This is a genomic window from Paraburkholderia dipogonis (assembly GCF_046027395.1).
GTDB lineage: Bacteria > Pseudomonadota > Gammaproteobacteria > Burkholderiales > Burkholderiaceae > Paraburkholderia > Paraburkholderia dipogonis_A.
Genome location: NZ_JAQQEG010000042.1, coordinates 82,411 through 88,579, shown reverse-complemented (window position 1 = coordinate 88,579; position 6,169 = coordinate 82,411). Strand labels below are relative to the sequence as shown.

Sequence of the window (6,169 nt, the reverse complement as noted above, 5' to 3'; positions counted from 1 at the left end):
GAAGCAGTGCCGGAACTCACCACTGCGTTCTAGCTCGGCCGGCCGAACCACGAACACCCAGCGAGTCGAATAACAAAATCAGACAGCCATCGATCGTCACCCAACCGCATTCCCATAGCTGCTGAAAGGCAGCGTAGCGACATGTCAGGAGATATATATGGCAACTTCCATCCCGCGCGCATCGACGCCTTCACTGATCGAGCGGCGCTCCATCGACTATATTCCCGAAGCCGAACGGCACGGCAGCCTGGTTAGCCAGTTCACGTTGTGGTTCGGGGCAAATCTGCAGGTCACGGCGGTCGTGACCGGCGCGCTCGCGGTCGTGCTCGGCGGCGACGTTTTCTGGTCGTTGATCGGCTTGCTCGCCGGACAGATCATTGGCGGCGCGGTGATGGCGTTGCATGGCGCGCAAGGCCCGCAACTCGGTCTGCCGCAGATGATTTCGAGCCGCGTGCAGTTCGGCGTCTATGGCGCGATCATTCCACTCGCGCTGGTCTGCGTGATGTACGTGGGCTTCTCCGCCGGCGGCACCGTGCTCGCCGGGCAGGCGATCGGACAGTTGCTGCATGTCGAGAACACCACGGCGATCCTCATCTTCGCCGCGCTGATCGTCGTGCTGACCGCACTCGGCTATCGCACCATTCACTCGATGGGGCGTATGTCGAGCATCGTCGGCGTGCTGGCTTTCCTTTATCTCTTCGCCAGTCTGCTGCATGGCCACGATATCGGCGTGCTGCTGAACAACCGGCACTTTACGGTCGGTTCGTTCCTGCTCGCGGTGTCGTTGTCGGCTTCGTGGCAAATCGCCTACGGTCCGTATGTCGCCGATTATTCGCGCTATCTGCCAAGAGCCACGTCGGCATTGAAGACGTTCTGGGCGGTGGGTCTCGGCTCCGTGATCGGCGCACAGGTCTCGATGGTGTTCGGCGTGTTTGCAGCGGCGCTCGCGGGTAATCGCTTCGCGGGGCACGAGGTGTCGTTCATCGTCGGGCTGGGTGCGACCGGCATGCTCGCTGCCGTGCTGTACTTCACGATCGCGCTCGGCAAGCTCACCATCACCACGCTCAATGCGTACGGCAGTGTGATGTCGGTGGCCGCCATCATGACCGGCTTCGGCGGACAACGGTCGATTTCGAACCGCGCGCGGCTTTGCTTCATCTTTGCGATGGTGGGCGCATCGACGGGCCTGGCATTGGCCGGTCATCACGCGTTCCTGAAGGAATTCTCCGCGTTCCTGCTCTTTCTGCTCGCGTTCTTTACGCCGTGGAGCGCGATCAATCTGGTCGACTATTATTTTGTGACCAAAGAGCGCTACGACGTGCCGGCACTATTCGATCCGGATGGCCGCTATGGCCGCTGGAATATGACGGGCATCGCGGTTTACGCGTTCGGCGTGCTGGTCCAGATGCCGTTCATCGCGACGAGCTTCTATACCGGCGGCTTAGTCGAGTCGTTGGGCGGCGTCGATATTTCGTGGATTGTCGGGCTCGCCGCGCCCGCCTTGCTGTACTACGTCGCCGCACGAATGAAAGGGGCTGACATTCCCGAGCAGATGATCCTGCCGCACGAATTCGGCGGCGCGGACAGCGTGGGTCAATAGAGCGGAGCGACGAGACGCGGGGAGTCGACTAGGGCAGCATTTGCGCAGCGTAGTCGTGCCCGCGCGCCGCCTGCAAATACGCGGCAATCGCGCTTGCCCGCATCGGCCGGCTGAACAGATAACCCTGCACCGCGCGTGCGCCGAGCGCCTTGACGACCTCGACTTGCGATGCCGTCTCGAGCCCTTCCACCACGCATTCGAGCCCAAGGTTGCGGCACAGGTCGAGCACCGACTTGACGATCTTCTTCGACGCGCTGTTGGTATCCACGTCCGTCATGAAGCTGCGGTCGATCTTGATCGTATCGAAGGGCAGGCGATGCACATAGCTGAGGCTCGAATAACCGGTGCCGAAGTCGTCGAGCGACACGCGGCAACCGGCTTTCTTGATCATGGTGAGCGAACAGCGGGCCTGTTCGAAATCGCGCGTCACGGCGGTCTCGGTGATTTCGAACGACACGCGATGCGGCGGCACGCCGCTTGCCAAGACGATATCGATCAGCCGGCGGGCGCGCGCCGACGTGCAGATATCGATCGCCGACAGATTGAACGACAGATAAAGCTCGGACGGCCAGCGCGCCGCTTCGTCGAGCGCTTTGTGCAGCAGCACTTCCGTGATGCGCAGAATCAGTTCGGTACGCTCGGCAATCCGGATGAATTCTTCCGGCCTGACCGCGCCGAGCCGTGCGTTGTGCCAACGCCCGAGCGCTTCCAGACCGAGGGTGCATTGCGTGACCACGTCGTAGATCGGCTGGAACTCCAGAAACAGTTCTGACTCGAGGTCCGCATGGCGGAGTTCCTGAGTCACGAGACTCGAACGCCGGATGCGCGTTTCATGTTCGGTCGAGAAGATGACCGGCGTGCCGCGCCGGCTTTCCTTGCCCACGTACAGCGCCGCGTCGGCACGTTCGAACACTTGCGCCACCGTCGTGCCGGCTTCGGGGAACGCGGCCCAGCCGATCGTGCCCGACAACTCGGCGACGTTGCCGGCAACCCGATAGGGCTGACCGAGCGCCGCGCAGATGCGCTCGCCCAACTCGAGGAGCGTCTCGTTTGCCAGTTTGTGCTGCGCGAGCACGCCGAATTCGTCGCCGCCGAGTCGCGCGAAGAAAATGCCGGGCTCGGCAAGCGCCAGCAGACGCGAGCCGACTTCCTGCAGCACCAGGTCACCGCTGGCGTGGCCGTAGATATCGTTGACCTGTTTGAAGCCGTCGAGATCGATCAGTCCGACATTGAAACCGCCATGGGTGCCGAGCGCCTGCTCGGACAGCGCGCGCAGCGAGGCGAAGAAACTGCGCCGGTTGGGCAGGTCCGTCAGACTGTCGATGCTCGCGAGCCGGAAGTTGTCGTCGCTGAGGCGCTGCGTTTTTTGCTGGCTCGCCTGCAACTCGCGCTGCGCGTGCACCACGTCGGCAAAGGTCCGGCAATACAACTGAATGATGAAGGCGAGCGCGACCCCGACCAGTGTCATGTCGACGGCCATCGCAATGAAGACCGGATAGCCGGTGAAAACCAGAAAAGTCGAAAAGCTTAGGATGACGATCGACAGCAGCAGCATGGCAGCCGCGCGCAGGTGCATCAGGCAGAACACGCAGCCGACCAGCGTGGTCGCCATGTAAAACGCGACTTGCGTCTGTTCGTACGCGGTGCCGTAGGGAAAGAGGAGCAACGACCAGCTGCTGAATGCGACGGCGAAGAAGCCGGCAAGCCAGGTCAGCTTGCGCAGTTCGGGCAGCGCCTTGTCGAGCGTCAGGGCGCGGTGCCGAAGGTGCCACCAACGTATGCACCGGATGATGCACAGGGTGCACAGCGTCGCGGGAAAGTAGATCGACAACCATGCCGGCGCGCAGTTGACGTGCGTGATGGCGACGGCTGCCGTGTTGACGAGCAGGATGAAGTAGAGAAGAGGGACCTGATGGCCGAATGCTTCGAGCTGCGAACGTACGAGCTCGGGGTCGCGTTCCGCGACCGACAGCGCATCCCTCAATTTGGCTAACAGAACCATCCCCGTCCCTTTAAACGTTTGCGCAGCACACGCAGCCTTGTATATCGGCAGGACGGATGGGACCTTGAGGGCGGCTCAGATAGAAATCAATTGCCGGCGAATAAACGGTAAGTACGACCGGGTGGCAAGGCGCCGGGTGTCATTTGTGCCGCGTCCGGACGCCGAAGTGACAGGCTCGTCGCCTCAAAGCACCGGACATGAGAGCACGCGTTGCGGCGTGAGCGTCGTGCCGGGTTGGCCGTTCTGTGCCGGCGTGCCTTGCGGCGGCGTGGAGACGAGCCGCACGGTATTCACGCCGGCATTCGCCAGCACATATTTTTCCGGGCTGTTCTCGGGCTGCCAATAGGCCCGGAAGACGCCGCTATCGCCGAAAACCAGCAGCTTGCCGTGCACGGTTCCGGTGCCGCTGACGAGGTCGACCGGCTCGCCGTCACGGACCTGAAAGCTCTGTGGCGTGGGCGAATTTGCTGTGCCGACGAGCGTGGCGCAGCCTTTCTCGTCGGCTGCGAGGGCCGCGCAGGACGTCGCGGCGAGCAGCGCACATGTTGCAATATGGCGAAATTTCATTTTTTTATTCCTCCCGGATTCTTTATTTACGGGACGCCGCGCCTGACAAATGCCGACTCTGTGCGATCCACCATAACATAGGAAAAAAGGCCGCCGGTAGTGGCTTGCGAGGCGCTAAAGCACTGAAATTGCAACGGATTGTGATAACGCGAAAACACGCGTCGAGCCCGAGAAACGTCTAAGCGCGCGATTCTTATGGCACTTTGCACCAAAAAATCGTCAAATTCCCTGTGGGCGGGTGATACAAGGCTTACACCCAAGGTTTGCGCGAACCCGCGCCTATGCGTTAGTGTGTCGGTCCCGGCGCAACAGATGTGGCGCCGGTTCCATGATTACCATACGGGAAGTGCTATGAACAAACAGGAACTGATTGATGCAGTCGCCGCAGCGACGGGCGAAAGCAAAGCGGCCACCGGCCAGACCATCGACGCGATCGTCGAAGCGGTGACCAAAGCCGTGGTGGGTGGTGATACGGTGCAACTGGTCGGTTTCGGTTCTTTCTCGACTGGCGCGCGCGCAGCACGCGTGGGCCGCAATCCGTCGACGGGTGCCGAGATCCAGATCGCGGCTGCCAAGACGGTGAAGTTCACCGCTGGCAAGGCGTTCAAGGAAGCCGTCAACGCGTCGTAATGCAACGCGCTTCACGCCGGAGCATCCACACGCGCCAACCTGGCGCGCGGCGAGCGATGCATCGGGCGTGAGGAATCACGCGCTGCCCAACCCCGGTTAGGTGGATCGATCGGCGGCTGGTGCGGCGCGTGTGTTTGTGCTCACCCCCAAGGGGCTTCCTGGGGGGCGTGCTCGACGCGGCGCTTGCGGCCCGGCTCGCGCTCAGCCCGCGCGACGTTTGCGGGTGGCCTCGGCGAGCGTCTCGAGCGCCGGCTCGGTCTGCGCCCAACTGACGCAGGCATCCGTGATCGATACGCCGTGACGCAACGGCACGCCTGGCTTCAGATCCTGACGGCCTTCTTCCAGATGACTTTCCAGCATGACGCCAATGATGCGGCGCTCGCGCTGCGACAGTTGCTGCGCCAGATCCTGCACCACCTCCAGTTGACGCAGATGCGACTTGCCCGAGTTCGCATGCGAACAGTCGACCATGACCTGCTCGCGCAAACCCGCTGATTTGAGTGCCACGCAGGTGGCTTCCACCGACGCGCTATCGTAGTTCGGCCCTTTCTTGCCGCCGCGCAGGATCACGTGCGCGTCGTCGTTGCCGCGCGTTTCGAAGATCGCGGCCATGCCCATTTTCGTCATGCCCATGAACGCGTGGCTCGCGCGCGCGGCGACGATCGCGTCCGCGGCGATCTGCACGCCGCCGTCCGTGCCGTTCTTGAAACCGATCGGGCAGCTCAGGCCTGACGCCAGTTGACGATGGCTCTGGCTCTCCGTCGTGCGCGCGCCGATGGCGCCCCACGCGATCAGGTCGGCGATGTACTGCGGGCTCAGCAGGTCGAGAAACTCGGTGGCAGTGGACAGACCGAGACCGTTGATGTCGAGCAGCAGTTGCCGTGCAAGACGCAGACCTTCGTTGATGCGGAAACTGCCGTCCAGACGCGGGTCGTTGATATAGCCTTTCCAGCCGACGGTGGTGCGCGGCTTCTCGAAGTAGACCCGCATCACGATCAGAAGATCGTCTTTGTAGGTGTCGGCGGCGACCTTCAGTTTGCGTGCGTATTCGATGGCCTGATCGTGATCGTGAATCGAACACGGTCCGACGATCATCACGAGCCGGTCGTCACGGCCGTGCAGAATGTCGGCGATTTCCGCGCGGGTTTTCTCGACCAGCGTCTGCACCGAAGGCGGCACGGGCAACTCGTCCTGCAACAGCGCAGGGGAAATCAGTGGACGGACCGCGCCGATCCGAACGTCGTCGATGCGCGTGGTGTCCTGGGTGGCGTCGGCCGAGCCGACTTCCTGATCGTGCAAAGGATTGTCGATGGCGCTCAAAATATTCTCCCGGACCTTGTGATGAAGTGGCCTCGCGGCCTGACTGCGTA

General features: G+C 62.3%; 5 protein-coding genes. 2 read left to right on the top strand and 3 right to left on the bottom strand.

Translation table 11 applies throughout. The annotated features are described in order from the left end of the window. The first annotated feature begins 157 nt into the window (after positions 1-157). On the top strand, positions 158-1,600 hold the full coding sequence (locus tag PQR32_RS33605; protein ID WP_408237491.1) for a purine-cytosine permease family protein: 1,443 nt from the start codon (positions 158-160) through the stop codon (positions 1,598-1,600). A 28-nt stretch (positions 1,601-1,628) separates the two neighbouring features. Here PQR32_RS33605 and PQR32_RS33600 read toward each other — a convergent pair whose 3' ends face one another. Both PQR32_RS33600 and PQR32_RS33595 read right to left on the bottom strand, forming a co-directional pair. Then, the gene (locus tag PQR32_RS33600) at positions 1,629-3,602 is read right to left on the bottom strand and encodes a putative bifunctional diguanylate cyclase/phosphodiesterase (RefSeq protein ID WP_408237488.1); all 1,974 of its coding nucleotides are present in this window, start codon (positions 3,600-3,602) and stop codon (positions 1,629-1,631) included. 183 nt (positions 3,603-3,785) lie between these two features. Then, on the bottom strand, positions 3,786-4,169 hold the full coding sequence (locus PQR32_RS33595) for a hypothetical protein (RefSeq protein WP_408237485.1): 384 nt from the start codon (positions 4,167-4,169) through the stop codon (positions 3,786-3,788). A gap of 351 nt (positions 4,170-4,520) precedes the next feature. Between PQR32_RS33595 and PQR32_RS33590 the strand changes: the two genes are divergently transcribed. After that, positions 4,521-4,799, top strand: a complete 279-nt coding sequence (locus tag PQR32_RS33590) for an HU family DNA-binding protein (RefSeq protein WP_006049832.1) — start codon at positions 4,521-4,523, stop codon at positions 4,797-4,799. A 201-nt stretch (positions 4,800-5,000) separates the two neighbouring features. On the opposite strand, the gene PQR32_RS33585 is transcribed toward PQR32_RS33590, so the two are convergent. Continuing rightward, on the bottom strand, positions 5,001-6,119 hold the full coding sequence (locus PQR32_RS33585; RefSeq protein ID WP_408237482.1) for a 3-deoxy-7-phosphoheptulonate synthase: 1,119 nt from the start codon (positions 6,117-6,119) through the stop codon (positions 5,001-5,003). Positions 6,120-6,169 lie beyond the last annotated feature (50 nt).

What these genes read in the sequence shown, in the direction of transcription:
- PQR32_RS33605 (WP_408237491.1), top strand. Translation starts at nt 158, where the DNA reads ATGGCAACTTCCATCCCGCGCGCATCGACGCCTTCACTGATCGAGCGG.
- PQR32_RS33600 (WP_408237488.1), bottom strand. Translation starts at nt 3,602, where the DNA reads ATGGTTCTGTTAGCCAAATTGAGGGATGCGCTGTCGGTCGCGGAACGC.
- PQR32_RS33595 (WP_408237485.1), bottom strand. Translation starts at nt 4,169, where the DNA reads ATGAAATTTCGCCATATTGCAACATGTGCGCTGCTCGCCGCGACGTCC.
- PQR32_RS33590 (WP_006049832.1), top strand. Translation starts at nt 4,521, where the DNA reads ATGAACAAACAGGAACTGATTGATGCAGTCGCCGCAGCGACGGGCGAA.